The 19,513-nt window shown below is 48.9% G+C and carries 19 protein-coding genes and 4 tRNA genes; 6 read left to right on the top strand and 17 right to left on the bottom strand.

Features of this window, described 5'->3' with window-relative positions; translation table 11 throughout:
• From KJS69_RS27855 to KJS69_RS27845, 3 genes are all read left to right on the top strand, one after another.
• On the top strand, positions 1 to 188 hold a 188-nt coding region (locus tag KJS69_RS27855), incomplete at its 5' end, for a hypothetical protein (protein WP_213587277.1).
• Between the two features lie 71 nt (positions 189 to 259).
• Positions 260 to 332: transfer RNA gene (locus tag KJS69_RS27850), tRNA-Val, on the top strand.
• A gap of 335 nt (positions 333 to 667) precedes the next feature.
• The gene (locus tag KJS69_RS27845; protein ID WP_213587275.1) at positions 668 to 1,027 is read left to right on the top strand and encodes a phage holin family protein; all 360 of its coding nucleotides are present in this window, start codon (positions 668 to 670) and stop codon (positions 1,025 to 1,027) included.
• A 232-nt stretch (positions 1,028 to 1,259) separates the two neighbouring features.
• Here the strand turns inward: KJS69_RS27845 and KJS69_RS27840 are convergent, their stop codons facing one another.
• Complete coding sequence (locus tag KJS69_RS27840) at positions 1,260 to 2,147, bottom strand: LysR family transcriptional regulator (RefSeq protein WP_213587273.1); 888 nt, start codon at positions 2,145 to 2,147, stop codon at positions 1,260 to 1,262.
• Positions 2,148 to 2,293: 146 nt separating this feature from the next.
• On the bottom strand, positions 2,294 to 3,136 hold the full coding sequence (locus KJS69_RS27835) for an alpha/beta hydrolase family protein (RefSeq protein ID WP_213587271.1): 843 nt from the start codon (positions 3,134 to 3,136) through the stop codon (positions 2,294 to 2,296).
• Between the two features lie 431 nt (positions 3,137 to 3,567).
• Here KJS69_RS27835 and KJS69_RS27830 point away from each other — a divergent pair, with 431 nt between their 5' ends.
• Entirely contained in the window at positions 3,568 to 4,593 is a 1,026-nt protein-coding gene (locus KJS69_RS27830; protein WP_213587269.1) for an S-layer homology domain-containing protein, read from the top strand.
• 605 nt (positions 4,594 to 5,198) lie between these two features.
• Here the strand turns inward: KJS69_RS27830 and KJS69_RS27825 are convergent.
• The 5 genes from KJS69_RS27825 to KJS69_RS27805 form a co-directional block, all read right to left on the bottom strand.
• A tRNA-Leu gene (locus tag KJS69_RS27825) sits at positions 5,199 to 5,287 on the bottom strand.
• Positions 5,288 to 5,309: 22 nt separating this feature from the next.
• Positions 5,310 to 5,386: transfer RNA gene (locus tag KJS69_RS27820), tRNA-Ile, on the bottom strand.
• Positions 5,387 to 5,405: 19 nt separating this feature from the next.
• A tRNA-Met gene (locus KJS69_RS27815) sits at positions 5,406 to 5,482 on the bottom strand.
• 89 nt (positions 5,483 to 5,571) lie between these two features.
• Positions 5,572 to 5,736 (bottom strand): hypothetical protein, encoded by a 165-nt coding sequence (locus KJS69_RS27810; protein ID WP_213587267.1) that lies wholly within the window; start codon positions 5,734 to 5,736, stop codon positions 5,572 to 5,574.
• A gap of 112 nt (positions 5,737 to 5,848) precedes the next feature.
• Positions 5,849 to 6,406, bottom strand: a complete 558-nt coding sequence (locus tag KJS69_RS27805; RefSeq protein ID WP_213587265.1) for a phosphatidylglycerophosphatase A family protein — start codon at positions 6,404 to 6,406, stop codon at positions 5,849 to 5,851.
• 121 nt (positions 6,407 to 6,527) lie between these two features.
• Between KJS69_RS27805 and KJS69_RS27800 the strand changes: the two genes are divergently transcribed.
• Complete coding sequence (locus tag KJS69_RS27800; RefSeq protein ID WP_213587263.1) at positions 6,528 to 7,040, top strand: 2'-5' RNA ligase family protein; 513 nt, start codon at positions 6,528 to 6,530, stop codon at positions 7,038 to 7,040.
• 470 nt (positions 7,041 to 7,510) lie between these two features.
• Here KJS69_RS27800 and pyrE read toward each other — a convergent pair whose 3' ends face one another.
• The 9 genes from pyrE to lspA form a co-directional block, all read right to left on the bottom strand.
• Positions 7,511 to 8,158, bottom strand: a complete 648-nt coding sequence (pyrE, locus tag KJS69_RS27795) for an orotate phosphoribosyltransferase (protein ID WP_283777491.1) — start codon at positions 8,156 to 8,158, stop codon at positions 7,511 to 7,513.
• Positions 8,159 to 8,839 carry an orotidine-5'-phosphate decarboxylase gene (pyrF, locus tag KJS69_RS27790; protein ID WP_213587291.1) on the bottom strand — a complete coding sequence of 227 codons (681 nt, stop codon included), beginning with the start codon at positions 8,837 to 8,839 and terminating at the stop codon, positions 8,159 to 8,161.
• A 46-nt stretch (positions 8,840 to 8,885) separates the two neighbouring features.
• A complete protein-coding gene (gene carB / locus KJS69_RS27785) occupies positions 8,886 to 12,110 on the bottom strand; it encodes a carbamoyl-phosphate synthase large subunit (RefSeq protein ID WP_213587261.1) in 3,225 nt (1,074 codons plus the stop codon).
• Between the two features lie 5 nt (positions 12,111 to 12,115).
• Positions 12,116 to 13,261, bottom strand: a complete 1,146-nt coding sequence (carA, locus tag KJS69_RS27780) for a glutamine-hydrolyzing carbamoyl-phosphate synthase small subunit (protein WP_213587259.1) — start codon at positions 13,259 to 13,261, stop codon at positions 12,116 to 12,118.
• A 184-nt stretch (positions 13,262 to 13,445) separates the two neighbouring features.
• On the bottom strand, positions 13,446 to 14,732 hold the full coding sequence (locus KJS69_RS27775; RefSeq protein ID WP_213587257.1) for a dihydroorotase: 1,287 nt from the start codon (positions 14,730 to 14,732) through the stop codon (positions 13,446 to 13,448).
• Positions 14,733 to 14,826: 94 nt separating this feature from the next.
• Positions 14,827 to 15,732, bottom strand: coding sequence for an aspartate carbamoyltransferase catalytic subunit (locus tag KJS69_RS27770; protein WP_213587287.1), 906 nt, complete (start codon positions 15,730 to 15,732; stop codon positions 14,827 to 14,829).
• Between the two features lie 8 nt (positions 15,733 to 15,740).
• Positions 15,741 to 16,295 (bottom strand): bifunctional pyr operon transcriptional regulator/uracil phosphoribosyltransferase PyrR, encoded by a 555-nt coding sequence (gene pyrR, locus KJS69_RS27765; RefSeq protein WP_213587254.1) that lies wholly within the window; start codon positions 16,293 to 16,295, stop codon positions 15,741 to 15,743.
• 370 nt (positions 16,296 to 16,665) lie between these two features.
• Entirely contained in the window at positions 16,666 to 17,733 is a 1,068-nt protein-coding gene (locus KJS69_RS27760) for an RluA family pseudouridine synthase (RefSeq protein WP_249730736.1), read from the bottom strand.
• Positions 17,717 to 18,226, bottom strand: a complete 510-nt coding sequence (lspA, locus tag KJS69_RS27755) for a signal peptidase II (protein ID WP_213587252.1) — start codon at positions 18,224 to 18,226, stop codon at positions 17,717 to 17,719. The genes KJS69_RS27760 and lspA overlap by 17 nt, the downstream gene beginning before the upstream one ends.
• Positions 18,227 to 18,337: 111 nt before the next feature.
• Here lspA and KJS69_RS27750 point away from each other — a divergent pair, with 111 nt between their 5' ends.
• Positions 18,338 to 19,072, top strand: a complete 735-nt coding sequence (locus tag KJS69_RS27750; RefSeq protein ID WP_213587250.1) for a TraR/DksA C4-type zinc finger protein — start codon at positions 18,338 to 18,340, stop codon at positions 19,070 to 19,072.
• Between the two features lie 112 nt (positions 19,073 to 19,184).
• Here KJS69_RS27750 and KJS69_RS27745 read toward each other — a convergent pair whose 3' ends face one another.
• On the bottom strand, positions 19,185 to 19,511 hold the full coding sequence (locus tag KJS69_RS27745) for a DUF5665 domain-containing protein (protein WP_213587248.1): 327 nt from the start codon (positions 19,509 to 19,511) through the stop codon (positions 19,185 to 19,187).
• Positions 19,512 to 19,513 lie beyond the last annotated feature (2 nt).

Here is a 19,513-nt window from a genome sequence, read left to right as displayed (position 1 = left end):
GCTTAAACGGACCTGTTACCATGTCCGCTCCAAGACTCGTTATTGGTGGCGTGGTTGGCGCCTTTCCAAGCAGGGTTCACACCTACTACCTCACTCGACCTAGGCTTGGTCGCTCCATTTTTGCAGGTACTCGTCACTTTTTTCGCCGCTCTGCCAATCTTTTTCCCCTTTCCTCCAAACTTGCGTAGAAAATGGCGTAAAAATAGGTTGACATCTCCCTTCCCACTTGGTATTATATAACTTGTCGCCACAATATTGAGACCTGATAGCTCAGCTGGGAGAGCGCTATCTTGACAGGGTAGAGGTCGTGGGTTCGATCCCCTCTCAGGTCATATCGAAGACCCCTTGAATATCAAGGGGTCTTTTGCTTTTTCAACAGGCTCTAATGGATTGAATAATAGAGGTATTTATGCACTTTAATCTCCCCTGGCGGATAAAATCCGCTCTACTCTAATATGCAACGCTCGTTGGGGCGCTGCAAGGTGGGTGGTGCTGACTAGGCTGTCCGACCAAAAAGAAATGTCTATTTATGCGCTTTTCAAGAAAACTGACTTGATCCAGATATTCAATATATCTTCGAAATAAAACGCTAGCTTCACCCATTGTCTTGGACACTATTTTTGTTTATAGTGGAAATTGTTGAAAGTGAAAAAGGAGGTGGATCCGTATGAGACATCTGGTTAATTTACTCGTGACCCTTGCTGTGTTTTGGGTCGGAAATGAATATTTTCATGAATATATCTCCATAGCAGATACCAAAACTTTGATCTTTGCGGCGATATTGATGTTTATTATCGGCTATCTTTTTACTTTGTTGATGATTTTCTCGGTGGCCTCAATTGCCGTCGGTGTCGGGTGTCTCACGACTCCTGTCCTGCTGCTCGCTTCCTTGGTGCTGACTCCCATCAAGCTGTGGCTGCTGGATCATTACTTGGCAGGATTTAACATTCATGGATTTTGGACTTATGTCATACTGACTATAGTGTTAGCGATTTTCTCGGTAGATAAAGTGAAGCATAGATCGTAACTTTGAAAAGGATTGGATAGTGACGGTGACCGTGGAAGGTGAACAACGAAGAGAAGTCTAGCGGAACGGTGAATAAAAACAAAGACCAGGCCATGAACGAAGAGCCATGCTCCCTCCTGTTTGTGGCCTTTCCTCATTCTGCCTATCCTTCCACTTCCCGTCCACTCTGTTTCATTTGTGCCTTTTCCTCGCCATGACATTTTCCGCTCAAACCTATCACGCTGTGGCGAGATTAACTCAGAGGAAGCATGTCGACGAATGTTTGGGCGGCAGAGGATAGAGGAACCTCTTTAAGGACGGCAATTCCGATGGATCTTGGCGGAATCCCGGGTTCCAGCCGGATTTCCAGCAGCGCTCCCCCACTCAGCTCTTCTTCCACAAAATTACGAATGACACAGGCTATCCCCAGCCCGATCCGAGCAAACTGAGTCATCAGGTCGATGCTGCCAAGCTCGATCTCCGGTTGCACCTCGAGTCCCTTCGCTTCCACATATCGATCGAAGTAGCGGCGAGTGCTGCTTCCCTGCTCCAATAAAATTAACGGCTGAGACAGCAGTGTTTCCAACGAAATCGGCCCTCTGTCCGCTAACTCCCGATATGCAGGACCAGCTACAAAACAGTCTTGCAGCTCCAAGCTTTCGCGAATCGTTACCTGCTTGTCCTCCAGAGGCAAGTTCACGACAGCCAAATCAACCTTGCCTCTCTTGAGCAGCTCGATCGACTCTTGGGACGTCCGGTTCGTCACTTTAATTTTAATATCCGGATGGTTCTGGTGGAAAGCTTCTACATAAGGCATCAAGTAATGCTTACACAGCGTATCGCTCGCGCCGATCCTGATTTCCCCGGTTAATAAATGATGCATGGCGGCAATCTGTTTTTCCCCTGCTGTTACAAAATGATAGGCCTGCTCGATATATTGGAACAAAACCGCCCCCTCCGCTGTCAGCTTGACGCCTTTAGGGGTTCGAAAGAACAGACGGCCGCCCAAGCGGGTCTCTAATTGCTTGATTGAATAACTGACGGCCGGCTGGGTAATAAAAAGCTCCTCCGCTGCTTTAGATAAGCTTCCGGTGACCGCCGTAAAATAAAAGGCGCGATACCATTCCATATTTTCCACCATAGTATAATCCACCTTTATACCAAATATAAAATCCATAAATATAGTTTATACATTTTCATCTTTTAGTATAAGCCGTGTTGTAAATAAAAACAATGAAAAGCGCAGACTCCGCTGCGCCCTTGAGATTTATTCACATACCAAGATTTTCAAGACGGTTGGCTGGACATTTGCTTCATGATCCAGTCTTCCGTCACCCGAACCGCTTCCTGCAAAGGTGCCGGAGCCCCTTGAAACGGGTGAACCGCATTGAACGAATGATTACCTCCCTCAATCCTGATCCACTCCATATCCGGACGGGCGGCAATAAGCCTCCTGGAGCCTTCCACCAATCGTGAATGGTCCTCTGTCCCTTGAATAAGAACTATCGGAAAGCGGGCATCTCGGGCGCGGTCAACAATATTATATCGGTCAGCTTGAGCTTGCAAATCGTCCAATATCTCTTTCGCCAAAGGCATTTTTTGGTGAGTACGGGCGTTGACGATATACCCTATACCATTAGACATCATCTGTTCCTTGACATCGGTGTCGAAAATATCCGGATCCGTAATCCCGTTCCAACTGATTACACCTGCCGCCTCTTCCGGATGGTCCATAGCATAGATCAAGGCCACTCCGGCCCCTCGACTATGTCCGAGTATATAAAGCGGATCTATTTTCGGCTGTTTCTCGCACGGGATGGCCCCTGAGCGAAGGGAACAGATAGCAAAATCCAAGTCCTCCAATTCACGGGAATACGTGTTGCGCGCGAATTTATCCAATTCGGTAAAATCGGTTGCCGATTCTCCCACACCGTTATGGGAAAAGTTAAAAATAAGGACATCGAGTTTTTGGGACAACTGATGACCAATGTAAGGGAAAAACCCCCAATCTTTAAACCCTTTGAAGCCATGGCAGACGACCAGGGTGCCTGCTGAATCCAGTTCAGACGGATAGTAATCGCCTCGAAGCATCCGGCCGGCAGACATCTCCCATTCAATGGATATAGACATGCAAATCCCTCCTTAATGGATTTTAATTTTGCCCCAGTTTTGACAAAGCTTATCCTACTATATATGTTGAACTAAAGAATAGCTCTCATTCCGTTCCGAAGGAAAGTCCTCCGAAGCTTCAAACATCAACCTCCTTCCCCAAAAAGTGAAGATGGGCTTCGAAGCAATTCCAGATACTTTTCGGGGACCCCGATCCAACCCATCCTTCCTTATTTTATTGGTTCGGCCTTCGGATGGTAGGAATACAAAGCCAAAACTCGCCCTGGAAGCATCTTTCTTTCTCCACTTCATGAGCTATTCAATCATCAGTTCAATTTATATAGTATAAGACGAATAGACAGCAAGGGGCAATCCGACTTTCTTTCCCTTAAAAAAAAAAATTGCAACCTTTTCCAAATAATGCCCGTCTAAAGAAATGAGGAGGAGAGAATATGAACAAAAAATGGAGTGTCACCCTTTGTTTTCTCATGATGTTTGTTTTGATTATCGCCCCAGCGGCATCAGCTTTTACGGATATTTCCAACGATCCGGCGGAAGTTAAAATTCGTGCCCTGCAGGAAAAGGGGATTGTTAGCGGAATTAATGAGCAGGAGTTTTCTCCGCAAGGCCACATGAGCTACGCACAAGGTGTTCATTTAATTGTTAAAGCGATGGATCTGAACCTAGGCCATCTGAAGTTTATTAAAGAACCGAAGGCGAGCGATTATTTCAATCATATCCCGGACGATGCATGGTATGCCCAATCATTCCTGATCGCCCAATTGAACGGGCTGCCTTTGGACAAGGACGTAGATCCTAGTGTGATGTTAACCCGGGAACAATTTGCCGAGCTTTTGTTTAAAGCAATCGAGCTGACAGGCGAGTACTACTTCATCGATATTTATATGATTCTTAATGATGAAGATCAAGTGGACAAAAACTACATGAGCAGCATCCAACGTCTATTGATCGCCAAAATCGCCAGCACAGACGATAACGGCAACTTTCGTCCCAAGGACAACATTACCCGCTCGGAAGCAAGCAGCATGATCTACGAAGCGATACGATTTGTGGACGAAAATAAAGATCTTAACCCGGTCCCTCCGGTTCAAGACCAAGAGGTGGAACTGATTACGGAGAAAGTAACGGAAGAGGTTAACAAAGCTATTGTTTCGTGGGGGATGAAAGGGAATCCCGGATACCGTGTGTCGATTGATCGGATTGAGTTCAAGGAAGACGAGGCCATCGTCTATTATTCCCTTCACGAGCCTGATCCGGACCAAATGTATCCTCAGGTTATTACAGAAGCTAAAGCTGAAACCTATGTAGACAGTAAATATACCATCGTCCTGCAGCCGAATCCGAATGCGTCCACTTCCAATTCCAGTTCTTCGAGCGCTTCCGGCTCCGGTGATTCTAGTTCGAACGGTCAATCCACCCCAGCGTATAGCGGTACGGATAGCCTGCCAGCTGAGTAATGTACAGCCTAAGTCTATCGTTCGAACCATAATCAACTTTCGCTGAGCCATAATGAACTGTATATTGGTTGAATGTATGTGGATTGGATAATGTTGTAGACAGTCAAAAAAATACCGCTCCCCGGCAAAACGCCAGGTCGGGATACTCGCCTGTGTCATCTTATGAAGGTGGGCAGAAGTAAAGTAAACTATGGGGGATTGTGTTGGGTGCCATGTCGCAGGTCGGGCGCCCAACTGACAATCGACTGCATTTGTACAGTCGTTTTGACCGCAATCCGCTTATTTTCAATCCATTGGCTGCAATTCTGCAGTCAAATCGTCAGATTCATTGCTTTTCGGGCCTAAATGGACGGATCTACTGTACATTTGCAGTAGATTCGTCTTGATGAGAGTAAAAGTCGCCGATCGACTGTATGATTGCATTCATTCCTTCTTAAAACATTCATATCGTGTAAACTCCAAGCTACACTTCCGCAACTAAATGCTTTCCCCATGCTTCTTTATTATAGTTCCTGATAATAAAAAAACTCCCTAAGCTTCTCTTATACGAGAAAACCTGGAGTTTCCTGTTGACGTGCTGCCTTCGGAATGTACAACGCATTAGATGGTGCCGAGGACCGGACTTGAACCGGTACGATAGGAACCTATCGCAGGATTTTAAGTCCTGTGCGTCTGCCAATTCCGCCACCCCGGCATATTGATCAGCATCACGTTCATGGTGGGCCCTGAGGGACTCGAACCCCCGACCAATCGGTTATGAGCCGACCGCTCTAACCAACTGAGCTAAAGGCCCGGAAATTTTAAATTAGGTTTGGTTGCGGGGGCAGGATTTGAACCTGCGACCTTCGGGTTATGAGCCCGACGAGCTACCGGGCTGCTCCACCCCGCGTTAATGATAAGCTCGACTTGTAATCAGCGACAAAAATAAATATACACCATGAACACTACTAGTGTCAAGTGGAAAATTATAAATTATTTTTATAAAATATAGCGCACGCCAAATCGGCCTTTCTTGGAACGATATACTTCAACGATCTGCGGGCATTCATATCCGTACACCCACCAATCCTCCTCCATCCTTTTGGCCAGGCAGCCCGCTTGAAATTTGCTCTCATACAGCTTGGACCAGTAGACCCACTTCATATCCAATCCCCCCGTCCTGCTTCCATCAGCTTTATTACTACTAGCATAACCCGTTTGTAATCATTTGTTTCAGCAGGGCAGGGGAATTATGGATTCAAAGAATTCATTTCAATCAGCTTGCATTTTCTTCGCGAGTTGCTTCCTTACGGCTCGCCAACTCTTCTTCCTGTTCCTCCAAATCTCTCAGTCTATGAGCTATGCGGCTGGAAGCCGATGCAGCGATGCTAGCGACCAGGTCATCCAGAAAAGTATGAACACCTTTGCCGATTTTGGTATCCAGCCGTTTAATTATTCCTATCTTATGCTTATCGAGATGACCAAAGGTCGTTACGGCAATACTGCCATAGCCAAGCACCGAGCCAAGAGCCAACGTCTCATCGCAGCCAAACAGTCCCTCATCCGTTTCAACCAAAGACTGCAGAGGTTCGGATAACTGCTTTTGCTCAGCCAGCACATCCAGTTCAATGCCCACTAAAAGCGCATGCTGTACTTCTCTCTTTTTTAATACAGCCTGAACGCTATCGATACAGTCTTCAAGAGTCAGTCCTTTATTATAAGGGGCCTGCATCTCATATACAATCTTAGCTATTTCTTCAATGGGAACTCCGCGCTCCTCAAGCTTCTGCATAACGGCGCTTCTAACTTCATTGCTGTGTACTTTGCGAATCATAAGATCACCTTTTTTCTTAATATTATTAATCTTGGCGGAGGGCGGCTTTCAGTGTTAAGATAATTAAGAATACGTTATAATAGGTAGAAAATAATTGCAAGTGATGAGAGGAGGATTTTCCATGAAATACGGAATTGCAGTGTTTCCCCCAAAGGATGTCCAAGATTTTGCCAACAGCTACCGCAAAAGGTATGACCCGCATTACCGTCTGATCCAGCCTCACTTCACGATTAGGGAAGCGGAAGTATGGGATGAAAGCAAGCTGGAAGAAGCGGTGTCTCAGCTCGATGCGGCCGCTAACCGGTTGCCTGCCTTCACAGCTAAGCTCAACCGATTTTCATCCTTCCTTCCAGTAAGCAATGTCATTTATTTAGCTCTGGAAGATCCCGAACCCTTCATTCGCTGTCATACCGAGATATGTCAAGGATTGCTGGAAGAACCGCAAAAAGCTTATCGTTATAATCCTCATTTAACGATTGGTCAGAATCTGGGAACCGAAGAGTTCCACGACGTGCTTTCCAGTGTCCGTCTCGTAGAAGTTAACCTGGAATTTCTAGTGGATCGATTTCATTTACTTTATCAGACAGAAAATCAAGCCTGGACCGTATACCAAACCTTCCTGCTTCAGAAATAATTGTCCCAGGTAATTTCCCTGCACTTAGATTAGCAGCCTCAGGCAGGTCCTTACACCGCTTCGGCTGTGCAGGGAGACAGGCGCCCTACGGGCCTCTTCCCTGGCCTTGCTTCGATACGTATCTGCGCCCTAACGCCTCGGCTGGCATTGCCAATGCTCCATCGGTCAAGATCTTTCTCAAGAGTAGACCACTATTATTAGCTTAGTTTATAAAATGCCTCCGGCAGCAAATAAGTTCTAAAATAGATGAATAGACCCAATCACTATGCTATAACTCTATTAACCATATAGGAATAATCGGCTTATCTATGCATGACCATTAATCTCCAGGGGCAATGGATATGGAGTTAATTCCCTTGACACTTTCGTAATGCGGCTCCAATTCTGTGAGCAGCCCAATAAGCCTGTTCAATCCCCCAAGGACTGAACAGGCTTATTGCTTTTTCTCTACGTGCCGCTTTAATTATAAATTAATTATTGCCAAACGATTGCGGATTCTTTCTCCATGACTGTAGAAGAGCGATATCTTGCTCTTCAATTTGGCCTAGCCGAACAGCGGTTTCCAGCAGAGCGGTGTAATCAGACAGCGATTCGATGACGATCTGCTGCTCTCCAAAAGCTTCTTTCGCCTGATCAAATTGGTAAGTGAAGATCGAAAGCACGGAGAGAATGTCGCCCCCTGCCTCTTTAACGGCCAGAGCTGCTTTGAGCGAGCTGCCGCCGGTGGAAATCAAATCCTCGATGACCACCACTTTGCTGCCGGGATTAAGCACACCTTCCACCAGATTCTGCTTGCCGTGTCCTTTGGCCTTTCCGCGAACGTATACCATCGGTAGGTTCAGCCTATCAGCCACCCAAGCCGCATGAGCGATGCCTCCGGTAGCCGTTCCGGCAATGACCTCCGCTTCGGGATACCGCTCACGAATGATGGCGGCGAATCCTTCGGCTACTTTATTGCGAATAGATGGATAAGACATGATCAGCCGATTATCGCAATAAATAGGCGAGCGGATTCCCGACGTCCAGGTGAATGGCTCGTGGGGCCGAAGAGCGACCGCACCGATTTGAAGCAAAGCTTCCGCAATTTCCTGAGGCAAGTTATGGGTGATCAGATTCATCTAAATCAACTCCTCCATAATAGTTTCAAGCGCTTGGCGCGGATCGGCTTGAGCCGTTATCGGGCGGCCGATGACGACATAGTCTGTGCCCTCTCTGAAGGCCTCCGCCGGAGTCATCACTCTCGCTTGATCTCCGATCTCCGAGCCTTGAGGCCGTATCCCCGGGGTCACGGTAATAAAGGAGCTGCCCAGCGCTTCCTTTATTCTCCCGACCTCCCGAGGGGATGCCACGACCCCGTGCAGGCCGGCCTGACCGGCAAGGCGGGCATAACGGACAACGGTCTCTTCAATCGTTCCGTGGATCCCGATTTCCTCCTGCAGCATTCGCTCATCCGTACTCGTCAATTGAGTGACGCCGATGACGACGGGACTTGCTCCAGAAGCTCGATCCACGCCTTCCAGAGCGGCCTCCATCATCCGCACGCCTCCCGCGGCGTGAACGTTGAACATGTCCACGCCAAGGCGGGCAATGCTTGCAGCCGCGCCTTTAACGGTATTAGGGATGTCGTGGAGCTTCAGATCAAGAAACACCTTATACCCTTGCTCTTTCAATCCGGCAACAAATTGCGGTCCCGCCGAATAGAACAGCTGCATGCCTACTTTCATATAGCAAGGAATTCCTTGCAAGCTTTGCAGCAATTGAGCGGCTTCCCTTTCATCCGGGTAGTCAAGGGCCACCATAATTTTGCTTGCAACATTCGTCCTTAAGCTCACAGACTAATCCTCCTTAGGGTAACGTAGTTTGCGAAACTGGCATCGGACGGGAGGAGAAATTGATCTTCTCCAGCATGCGCAGCAAAGCTCGGACCGTATCCAGAGAGGTCATACATACAATTCCGTTCTCTACCGCTTCACGGCGGATGCGGAATCCATCCCGCTCGGGAGTCTTCCCTTTCGTGAGAGTATTCACCACAAAGTGGGCTTCCCCTTGGCGAATCAGATCCAGAATGTTAGGCGAGCCTTCGCTCAGCTTCTTCACCGTATTCACTTGCAGACCCGCTGCCTGCAGAGCTTTGGCGGTGCCTCCGGTCGCCACAATCTTATAGCCCATCTGAGAGAAGCCGCGCAAAATTTCAATCGCTTCTTCCTTATCTTTATCCGCGACTGTCGCAATGACTGAGCCGGTCATCGGAATTTTCATACCCGAGCCAATCAATCCTTTAAACAACGCTTTGGCATAGCTTACGTCGCGGCCCATCACTTCGCCGGTCGATTTCATCTCCGGACCGAGTGTCGTATCCACTCTTCTCAGCTTGGCGAAGGAGAAGACAGGCACCTTGACCGATACATGGTTATCCTCGGGCCATAACCCGCCTTTGTATCCAATCTCGGCCAGCTTTTTCCCCATAATTAATTGGGTCGCAACATTTGCCATCGGAATATTGGTCACTTTGCTCAAGAAAGGCACGGTACGTGAAGAACGAGGATTCACTTCAATGACGTATACCTGCTCTTGATAGATAACAAACTGGATGTTGACAAGGCCGACCACTTCGAGCCCTTTAGCAATTTTCGTCGTAATTTCCACAATCTGTTGCTTGATATTGTCGGACAACGATTGAGGAGGGTATACTGCGATCGAATCCCCCGAGTGAACACCAGCCCTTTCTACGTGCTCCATAATTCCGGGAATAAGGACGGTCTCCTTATCGCAGATGGCGTCAACTTCCACTTCCTTGCCGAGCATATACCGGTCAATAAGCACCGGATGCTCCGGATTGATCTTGACGGCATATTCCATGTAGTTCAACAATTCCGCATCGGAATATACGATTTCCATCGCCCGGCCTCCAAGTACGTAGGAAGGGCGGACAAGAACCGGATAACCGAATTGGGCAGCCGTGCCGACCGCTTCGTCTACGGAAGTGACGGTTCCTCCCGGCGGTTGGGCAACCTCCAGCTTGCGGAGCAGTGCTTCGAATTTTTTGCGATCCTCGGCTGCATCGATATTTTCCAGGTCGGTTCCTAAAATTTGGACACCGGCTTTAGCCAACGGTGCAGCCAGATTGATAGCAGTTTGGCCGCCGAACTGAACGATGACGCCGATCGGCTTCTCCCTCTCGATGACATTCATGACATCCTCGAAGAAGAGCGGTTCAAAATACAGTCGGTCAGAGGTATTAAAGTCGGTAGAAACCGTCTCCGGATTGTTGTTAATAATGACGGCCTCGTAGCCCGCCTCCTGGATCGCCCATACGGCGTGCACCGTCGAGTAGTCAAATTCAATCCCCTGCCCGATCCGAATCGGACCGGAGCCAAGCACAATGACGTTTTCTTTCTTCGATTCCTGGACCTCGTCCTCCACTTCATAGGTCGAGTAATAATAAGGGGACGTCGCTTCGAACTCTGCGGCGCAGGTGTCTACCATTTTGTAGACCGGCTTGATGCCCTTGCCCAACCGGTAAGCGCGCACCTCGGCTTCCAGCGTGTTATCGAACTGGACATTCGCCGATCGACGAATCTCCGCAATCGCCCGATCCGTGAAGCCTTTCCTCTTCGCCTCCAACAAAGTCTCAGCCGTTAATTCAGGCTGCTGCAGCTGGTGCTCGAAGCGGATCAGTCCTTCCAGCTTGCTCAGGAACCACCAGTCAATCTGCGTTAAATCGTGAATTTTCTCAACGGTATAGTCTCTGCGGAAAGCTTCGGCGATCAAGAAAATGCGTTCATCGTCTGGTTTAATGAGCCGCTCTTCCAATCTTTCTCCGTCAATTAATTCGGCTTCCTTCAAATAAAGACGGTGAGCCCCGATTTCAAGGGAGCGAATCGCTTTATGAATCGATTCTTCAAAGGTGCGGCCGATGGCCATCACTTCGCCGGTCGCTTTCATCTGCGTTCCGAGCTTCCGGTTAGCCGCTGTAAATTTATCGAACGGCCAGCGGGGGATTTTGGAGACGACATAGTCGATCGTTGGTTCAAAACAAGCGTAGGTCTGGCCGGTAACCGGATTGACAATCTCATCCAGCGTGTAGCCAATCGCGATTTTGGCGGCCATCTTCGCAATCGGGTAACCCGTCGCCTTGGATGCCAGCGCCGAGGAACGGCTGACCCGGGGATTCACTTCAATGACATAATATTGATAGCTCTGAGGATCTAGAGCAAACTGTACATTACATCCGCCTTCTATATTAAGAGCTCTGATGATTTTCAAAGATGCGGAACGCAGCATTTGGTATTCGCGGTCAGATAATGTCTGGCTTGGGGCAACGACGATGCTGTCCCCTGTATGAACACCTACCGGATCGAAGTTTTCCATGTTGCAGACTACGATGCAGTTGTCGTTGCTGTCACGCATCACTTCGTATTCAATTTCCTTCATGCCGGCGATGCTTTTTTCGATCAGACATTGGCCGATCGGACTGTAGCGGATTCCCGATTGAACCGTTTCGATCAGCTCTTCCTTATCCGAAACAATCCCGCCTCCTGTGCCTCCTAGCGTATATGCCGGACGAACAATGATCGGATAACCGATCTCCTCGGCAAAATCGACCGCTTCCTCTACGGTCGTCACGATCGTACTTTCCGGAACCGGCTGCTCCAGCTCTCTCATCAGATCGCGGAATAAATCGCGGTCCTCCGCCTTCTCAATGGCGGTTAACTGAGTCCCGAGCAGCTTCACATTTTCTTTCTCCAGAATGCCATGACGAGCCAGCTCCACCGCCATATTCAGCCCGGTTTGTCCGCCCAAGGTAGGCAGCAATCCGTCCGGACGTTCTTGCCGAATAATTTGGGTGACAAATTCGAGTGTAATCGGTTCAATATACACTTTGTCTGCCATATTCGTGTCCGTCATGATCGTGGCCGGATTGCTGTTGATCAGCACAACCTCGTAGCCTTCCTCTTTCAATGCTTGGCAAGCTTGAGTGCCGGCATAGTCAAATTCTGCGGCTTGTCCGATGACAATGGGACCGGAGCCGATAACGAGAATTTTTTTGAGTTCATTATTTTTAGGCATCCTTCTCATTCTCCTTTCGCTTCGGCTCTAGATTTGGCAGCAGCTAGCATTTTGGACTGCTGCGGAATGTTTGGCAGGCTTTGCTTGAATTGATGAATCATCGATTGGAAATCATCAAATAAATAGCTGGAGTCAAACGGCCCTGGCGCCGCTTCCGGATGGTACTGGACGGAGAAGGCAGGATACTTGGTATGCTTAATCCCTTCTACTGTCCCATCGTTGTTGTTGATGTGGGTCACTTCCAGCTCGGTTCCTTTCAAAGAATCTGCAACAACCGTATAGCCGTGATTTTGAGACGTAATATAGCAGCGGTTAGTTGCCAGGTCCTTGACCGGGTGATTTCCTCCCCGATGGCCAAATTTCATTTTGGCCGTATCCGCGCCGGAGGCGAGAGCGAACAATTGATGACCGAGGCAAATGCCGAAGATCGGATATTCGCCTAACAGAGAGCGGATCATTTCGATCGCGTGGGGAACATCCTTCGGATTCCCGGGGCCGTTGGAGAGAATAATTCCGTCGGGGTGAATACGACGAATCTGCTCAGCTGTCGTATCATGAGGGACTACAATGACATCGAAGCCGCGCTTCGACAAATCGCGGGCAATTCCGTCCTTGGACCCGAAGTCGACGACTACAACCGACTCTCCCGGTCCGGGAAGGTGGTAACGTCTTTTGGTCGAAACCCGGTCCACCTGATCATTCATAACCACCATCGCATCCAGCTGCTCCTTCAATTCTTCCACTGATTTGCCGGAGGTCGTCAATATCCCTTTTAACGTTCCGTGACGTCGAATGAGGCGAGTGAGCATCCGCGTATCCACTTCGCTAATCCCGATAATCCCGTACTCCTTCATTAAGCTGTCCAAAGTATACTGCGCTCTCCAGTTGCTGGGCGCCTCCTCGTGCTGGCGTACAACAAAACCATGGATGAAGGGGCGAATAAATTCAAAATCATCCCTGGTAATTCCGTAATTCCCGATCAACGGGTAAGTCATCGTTACAATTTGACCGCAGTATGACGGATCGGACAGCACCTCCTGATAGCCTGTAATACCTGTATTAAATACGACTTCGCCAGTCGATTCGCCCTCACTGCCAAATGCTTTTCCTGTAAACAAAGTTCCATCCTCTAGTAATAATCTAGCCTGCATCCTTATCACTCCTTTTGCTTCTTCCTTGGTGCCCATGCTATTGCTTTAATAAGCTTTTCCTTGCCATAGACTCAAGCATACAGAATTCCATTCCCGCTCCTGCATAAGTACCGCCGAAGCTCTATCATCATCCATGTATGATACTGATTTTCAATGATTTATTATTATAATAACCGCCATATAATCAGGCCTCAGACCAGACCACTCGCCCCGCCACCATCGTTTGGGTCGGCCAGCCCTTGAGCTTCCAGCCTGTAAAAGGCGTGTTGCGTCCTTTGCTCAAAAATTCCGAAGGATCCACTTCCTTCTCTGCCTCCAAATCGATCAATACGATATCTGCGGCCGCTCCAACCTTCAGTGTGCCCCAATCCAGTTCAAACACTTCCGCCGGCTTGACCGTCATCCGGTCCAGAAGAAATTGCAGCGTCCATTGACCGGTTAGCACAAACTTGGTGTAAAGGAGCGGAAAAGCCGTCTCAAACCCGACGATCCCGAACGGTGCCGCCTCCATTCCTTTGGCCTTTTCCTCCTCGCTGTGCGGGGCATGATCGGTTACTACGATATCAATCGTTCCGTCTTCAAGCCCTTCGATACAAGCCTTCACGTCTTTCGGAGTGCGAAGAGGAGGATTCATTTTCCAATTGGCGTCCATTCCCGGGATATCTTCATCCGATAGGAGCAAATGATGGGGGCAAACTTCCGCCGTTACCTTAATCCCAAGCTGTTTCGCTTGGCGGATCAGCCGGACGGACTGTTCGGTGCTGACATGACAGACATGGTAGTGAACACCGGTCGCTTCCGCCAGCAAAATATCTCTGCCCACATGAATCGCTTCCGATTCGTTCGGAATTCCTTTAAGCCCATGCTTGCGGGCAAAAGCCCCCTCGGTCACCGCCGCTCCGACAACCAGCGTATTGTCTTCACAATGAGCTACAACCGGCATTCCGAGTGCCGCCGCTTTAGTCATCGCGTCTTTCATCATCTGTGCGCTCTGCACGCCTACACCGTCGTCGGTAAAGGCGAACACACCCGCTTCCTTCAACGCTGCAAAATCCGTTAGTTCCCGGCCCAGTTGATTATCCGTTATGCATCCGTAAGGAAGCACCCGGACGATTCCTTCCGATTCTGCTTTATCTAGTACATACTTGACCGTTTCAGGAGTATCGATAACGGGACGGGTATTCGGCATACAGGCAATCGTTGTAAACCCTCCCCTGGCCGCTGAACGGGTTCCCGTAGCAATCGTTTCTTTATGCTCGAACCCAGGCTCCCGCAGGTGAACATGCATGTCTATAAGTCCCGGTGCGATAAGTTGACCCGCCGCATCTATTAACTCATGGCCTTCTGTATCTTTTACTGCAACTTCCCCATCCACGATCTTGGCAATGCGGCCATTCTCGATAAAAACGCTTTTGGCCACTCTGTTATTTTCCCCATCCAGGATCTGTCCGTTAACAATCCAAGTTCCCATAAGCTCCTCCTGTCCGATGCTTTATTTTTGCAAGCCGTACATTCATCTTGTCTGCCAAGTACGGCTATCTATTAGTCCGGCAAACTGCTTGGTCCTACGAGACCGCCCGCTCGACAACAGCCATTCGGATCGGCACCCCATGGCTCATTTGGGTAAAAATTTTCGACCGCGGATGCTCTACCAGTTCATCGTCAATTTCTACATTCCGGTTAACCGGAGCCGGATGCATGATTATGGCGTGATCCTTCATCTTCTGTTCCCGTTCTACGGTTAAGCCGTACTGCTCACGATATTGCTCCGCCGAGTCGAGCATTCCTTCCCCATGTCTTTCCAGCTGTACACGGAGCATCATGACTACATCCGCCTGTATAGCTTTATCCATCGAGACGTATGGAGCGTACGGCTCCAGCTCGGAAGCTCTCATTGTTTCCGGGGCGCAGAACTGTACGTTGGCCCCCATCGTGCTGAGCGCCCACAGATTCGAGCGAGCCACCCGGCTGTGCTTAATATCGCCGATGATCGATACGGTTAAGCCGCGAATCGCTCCAAAATGCTTGCGGATCGTATACAGATCGAGCAGAGCCTGAGTCGGATGCTCATTGTTGCCATCGCCGGCATTGATCAACGGAATCCGCACATGCTGTGACAGCTCCTCCAGTATCCCGTTTGGCTTTAGCCGGATGACTCCAGCGTCAATCCCCATCGATTCCAACGTTTTGACCGTGTCGTAAATCGATTCTCCCTTTTGCACACTGGATGCAGCTGCTGTGAAGTTCAACACTTCCATGCCCAATCTTTTTTCTGCCACTTCAAAAGAAAACCGGGTGCGCGTACTGTTCTCGAAGAACATATTGGCGACAAATTTTCCAGGCAGCTGCTGGCTAACCTTCTGCGGGAACTGCTCCCAATAAGCCGCTCTATCCAGAATGGAAGCCAACTCCGGCTCACTCATTCCTTTTAATCCCAGCATGTGTCTTTCGGTGTAAGTTTTTGTTTGCATCACGGTTTTCAGCTCCCTTTATGGAATAGGATGACCTCGTCTTGCCCGTCTGCTTCCTCCAGATGAACCACAATTTCCTCCAGCTTGGAAGTGGGAACGTTCTTGCCGATATAATCCGGCCGGATCGGCAGCTCCCTGTGCCCCCGATCGATGAGGACCGCCAACTGGATCATTTGGGGACGTCCTCTGTCCATTAGTGCGTCCATGGCCGCCCGGACGGTACGCCCGGTATATAAAACGTCGTCAAACAATATGATTTTTTTATTATGGACGTCAAGCTCAGGTTCCACCTTATTCGCCATCGTATCGTCTCTTCTGCTCTGCCGGGCTACATCATCCCGATACTGGGTCACATCGATTTCCGCCGCCTGCACGGGGACGTTCTCGATTTCCATGATTCTCTTGGCGATGCGTTCCGCCAAGTATATCCCTCTCGTGCGAATCCCGACAAGCACGATGTCGTCGACTCCCTTGTTTCTTTCCAATATTTCGTGAGCTATCCGGGTTAACGCCCGGCGTATCGCGACTTCATCCAGAAGAACTCGTTTATCCTGGCTAAGCACTTTCTCCTGACCTCCTTGTTCCGCGCCCCGTTACTTCGACTTGCCGACTCGCTCCGGATTTAACAAAATCCATTAGAGGAGAATACGGCTGTCCCAAAGTAGTCATTAAAAAAACCCTTGCCCGAAGGCAAGGGTTAGACAGCAAACGTCCATCGGTGAAGTACACACCGATATTAGGGTTCCCAAAGGAACACAGAGACATCTCCTGAACTCTGAATGACTAGTAACGATCACCTTGCCAGCCTCACGGGACTGTTTTTAAAGGCGCTATTCAACTAAAAGAATTATCCCACTTTCGACAAAAGAAGTCAAGAGATAATTGTGGAGGGATAAATCCGCTTTTTTCAACACTCACAAACTCATAACGAACTTATAAAAGACGGACCCGCTCCAGCAGCCGGTTCATATCGTCAGGCAAAGCCGCTTCAAACTGAAGGGCCTCTCCCGTTCGCGGATGGACAAAGCCCAGAACTGCTGCATGAAGCGCTTGGCCGTCAATCCCGGCTCTTTTGCTCTTACTGTATACCGGATCGCCGACGAGAGGGTGTCCTATATACTTCATATGAACCCGGATTTGATGAGTTCTGCCGGTCTCCAGCTTCAATTCAAGCAATGTAAATGAACCGATCCGTTCGACAACGGCAAAATGAGTTACCGCATGTTTACTATTGCGGTTGGTTACCATAAACTGCTTTCGATTGTGAGGATCACGGCCAATGGGTGCATCAATAGTTCCATGATCGTGCGGAACCCGTCCATGGACGAGCGCCACATATTTGCGGACAACCGAATGATCCTTCAGCTGCTTCGACAAGGAAATATGGGCCAGATCGTTTTTGGCCGCCATCAACAAACCGGAGGTGTCTTTGTCGATTCGATGGACGATCCCCGGCCGCATCACTCCGTTAATTCCCGATAAATCATGACAATGGGCCAAGAGCGCATTAACTAGCGTCCCCGAAGCATGACCGGCGGCCGGATGGACCACCATGCCTCTCGGCTTGTTAATGACTATTACATCAGAATCTTCGTAGACGACCGTCAGCGGAATTTCTTCCGGCTGGATAGAAGTCTCTTCTGCCTGCGGAATGGTAACGACAAGCTCGTCTTTCGTTTGCAGCTTATAATTGGCTTTTACGGTCTGGCCGTTCACCCGGACATCTCCGTTCTGGATCCACTGCTGAACTTGAGAGCGAGAAATTTCTTCATCCATCGAATCCGCAACGAATTTGTCAATCCTTATTCCGGCTTCCTCGCCTTCGATCAGCCATTCAAACCGCTCTGTATCCGTGTCCTCCGTTTCCGTATCATGAGACTCCTTGACAGAGCTCAATAAGTACGTTTCCGCGGGAGCCGCCTCACGATCTGTCTGATTATCTCCTATCATTCTCATTTCTGATTTTTCTGAATGGACAGAGTCATTATTGTTGAACTTCATCGATCTTTCCTTTCTTTTCTTTCCTCCACTCGAGCAGGGAGTCCAGCAGAATTAGCGAAACGCCAATCACGATGGCAGAATCGGCAATATTAAATATAGGAAAAGGGTAGATAATCGCTTGTCCAAACCAGTTAAAGCTAAAGGTAAAGTCGAGAAAGTCGACCACTTCCCCAGTCAAAGCCCGATCGATGAAATTGCCGACCGCTCCCCCGAGCAATAAACTGAGCGCAAAAGGCATAAGCTTCTTGTTCTCCCGAAGAACCTTTCTCATGTAGATGATAATACCAATGACTACTACCGTCGTAATAATAAGGAAAAACCACCGTTGATTCTGCAAAATCCCAAAAGCCGCCCCTTTATTACGGTGAGACGTAAATTGAAAAAACTCCCCGATAACGGAGCGGGATTCCCCTATCTTCATATTGGTCACCACGAGCCACTTGGTCAGATGGTCCAACGCAAGCACTATTAAAGCAATGAAGTAATAGATCAAATGCTCAACCCCTAACCCATGATTTCCTTGCGTTCAAGGAATTACCTCCGTTAAAACTATCCGTTTACGCATACAATAGGGCAGAACACCTCGAAGGGAGTCGGAGCCGAAATGCAAGCTTTAACGGCAGAACAGAAACAACATATTAAAGAGCTGCTGGAACAAGAACTACGCGAGTTGGAGAAACAGCTTTCCGCTAATTCCCACTACGGAATGAACTCATCCCTTGGTGATTCCACGGGTGAGCTGTCCACCTACGACAACCACCCCGCCGACATGGGAACGGAAGTATTCGAACGCGGGAAGGACATCGCTTTGAATGATAAAGCCGAAAAACAGCTGGCTGACGTTCGCGATGCATTGGAACGATTGAACGCCGGCGAATATGGGCATTGTGTTACCTGTCATGCCCAGATACCTTATGAACGGCTGTTGGCGGTTCCTGCTACTTTATACTGCAAGGAACATACCCCCGAGACTTCAATTAACAATCGCAGGCCCATTGAGGAAGAAATCCTCAATCCGCCATTTGGCCGAACCAGCTTGGACGAGCTATCCGAACAAAACCAGTTTGACGGCGAAGATGCCTGGCAAATCGTCGAAAGCTGGGGAACCTCCAACACTCCCGCCATGGCGGAAGATCCTGAGATCAGCAGCTATGATGAAATGGAAGTCGAAGCTGACGAGAACGATGGCTATGTCGAAGATTACGAGAGCTTCGTGGCTACCGACTTATACGGCAAGCATGTGAGCATAATACGGAATAAAGCTTATCGTCATTACATGCAACAAGGAGAAGGCGAGTCTTTGCTGGAGGACGAACCGGAATCCGAGATGGATCAATAACCGGCAAATTGAACCGAACCGCCCGGCAGCTAACCAATCTAACGAACGATATCATCAGCTAACTCAGATTAGCGGTAACAGCTAACCAAGGCCGTTCGGTTCCTTGCTGGCACTAATAGGTTCTTCCTTCCAGCCGCGCCTGCACATGTCTGACTATTTCAGCAATATAATCCCCAATGATGGGCAAATCCAAAGCACCTAGAGCTTGAAGAAAATACAGCAGAGTGGAAGTTAGCAATGTGAATCCAATGGCTATCCCCACCCCTCGGGCTATTCCCCCGAGGAGATGATTCCACAGCAGCTTTCTCGGCTTCTCGAGCAATTGCACATATTCTGCGAATCTGGCCTTTTCCATGTTAAAAGCCAATTGTTCGACCCGCTCACTCAGCTTTCGGATATCCTCATTCGCATGATTCTGTTCCTCGCCCAGATGGGACATTC

The sequence above is a fragment of the Paenibacillus sp. J2TS4 genome (assembly GCF_018403245.1).
Classification (GTDB): domain Bacteria; phylum Bacillota; class Bacilli; order Paenibacillales; family NBRC-103111; genus Paenibacillus_L.
This window is presented reverse-complemented; position numbering and strand designations above follow the sequence as displayed.